The organism is Bradyrhizobium valentinum, from assembly GCF_001440405.1.
Classification (GTDB): Bacteria; Pseudomonadota; Alphaproteobacteria; order Rhizobiales; family Xanthobacteraceae; genus Bradyrhizobium; species Bradyrhizobium valentinum.
In genome coordinates this window covers 1-1,383 of record NZ_LLXX01000164.1, presented here as the reverse complement: position 1 = coordinate 1,383, position 1,383 = coordinate 1, and the positions used below count along the sequence as shown (strand labels likewise).

2 protein-coding genes are annotated in these 1,383 nt (G+C 60.6%); both read left to right on the top strand.

What is annotated here, in order from left to right:
• Positions 1 to 65 precede the first annotated feature (65 nt).
• Positions 66 to 467 (top strand): transposase, encoded by a 402-nt coding sequence (locus tag CP49_RS29345; protein WP_057853626.1) that lies wholly within the window; start codon positions 66 to 68, stop codon positions 465 to 467.
• A complete protein-coding gene (locus CP49_RS29340; RefSeq protein ID WP_057853625.1) occupies positions 464 to 1,321 on the top strand; it encodes an IS3 family transposase in 858 nt (285 codons plus the stop codon). The genes CP49_RS29345 and CP49_RS29340 overlap by 4 nt, the downstream gene beginning before the upstream one ends.
• Positions 1,322 to 1,383: the final 62 nt, after the last annotated feature.

Here is a 1,383-nt window from a genome sequence, read left to right as displayed (position 1 = left end):
GTGCTGGACTGCACCCCTCAAGTGAGACACGATAATCTCGGTGACAGGCATTCCGAGGATGACCTGTGGCAGCAAGAGGGAAGAACCGTCAGTTTCCGACGGCGTACAAACTGAGGGCGATCAAGCGTGTCGAGCAAGGCGAAGCCGTTCTGCCTGTGGCTCGCGAGCTTGGGATATCCCGCAAGATCCTGCACGACTGGATCAAGGCTTGGAAGGCGCATGGGCCGGAGGGATTGAACCGCAAGCCGGGACCGAAGCCTGGCCCCCGGAAGCTAAAAGCTCCAGCAACCTATGACGACAAGCGGTCTGCACTGGCGCGAGCGAATGCCCGCATCGCCGAACTCGAACGGCTGGTCGGCCGCCAACAGATGGATCTCGATTTTTTTCGGCAGGCCTTGCGCGCATTGGAGCGGCCGGTAGCGCAAGGCAAACCCGCATCCGCATCATCGAAGTCATCCAAGCCATGACATCGGAGGCAACGGATTCCAACGCCGACGTGCAACGGCTCTGCAGCTTGGCCGGGCTGCCGCGCGCGACCTATTACCGGCATCTCAACAGACGCAGTCGTGAGACGGCCGACTGCGAGTTGCGCGACCAGCTCCAACGCATTTGCCTAAAGCATCCGTTCTACGGCTACCGGCGCGTGACAGCGACCATCCAACGCAAAGGCATGATCGTAAATGCCAAGAAAGTGCTCAGGCTCATGCGCGAGGACAATCTTCTCGCACAGCGCAAGGCGCCATTCCTGAAGCCACCTGCACAGCGACCAAGGGACATCGTCGTGGTGCCCAATCTCGTGCGCGGCCTGGTACCGTCCGCTCCTGATCAGATCTGGGTCGCGGACATCACCTACGTCCATCTCGCCAAGACCTTCGCCTATCTCGCGGTCATCCTCGACGCCTTCTCGCGCAAGGCGGTTGGCTGGGCCTTCGAGAACACGCTCGATGCCTCACTCGCGATCGCGGCATTGGACAGGGCAATCGAAACCCGCAAGCCGCAGCGCGGCAGCCTGATCCACCACTCCGATCGCGGCGTGCAATACGCCTCGATCGCCTATCGCCAAATATTGGCGGATCGTGACATCACGATCAGCATGAGCAGGCCGGGCAACCCGTTCGACAACGCCAAGGCTGAGAGCTTCATGAAGACGCTCAAGGCCGAAGAGGTAAACGGCAAGGCGTTCGCCGACATCAGAGACGCGCGCCGCCGGATCGATAGCTTCATCGCGGACGTCTACAACAAGGAACGCCTGCACTCGGCGCTCGGCTATCAATCACCCCTTGAGTTCGAAGCCGCGTTCGCGCAAAACAAGGCACGATAACCCGTCGTGGCAACCGCACTGTCACCGAGATTATCGTGTCTCACTTGAGGGGTGCAGTCCAG

Bases quoted from the DNA above. Each gene is read 5' to 3' on its own strand.
- CP49_RS29340 (WP_057853625.1), top strand. From the start codon at position 464: ATGACATCGGAGGCAACGGATTCCAACGCCGACGTGCAACGGCTCTGC.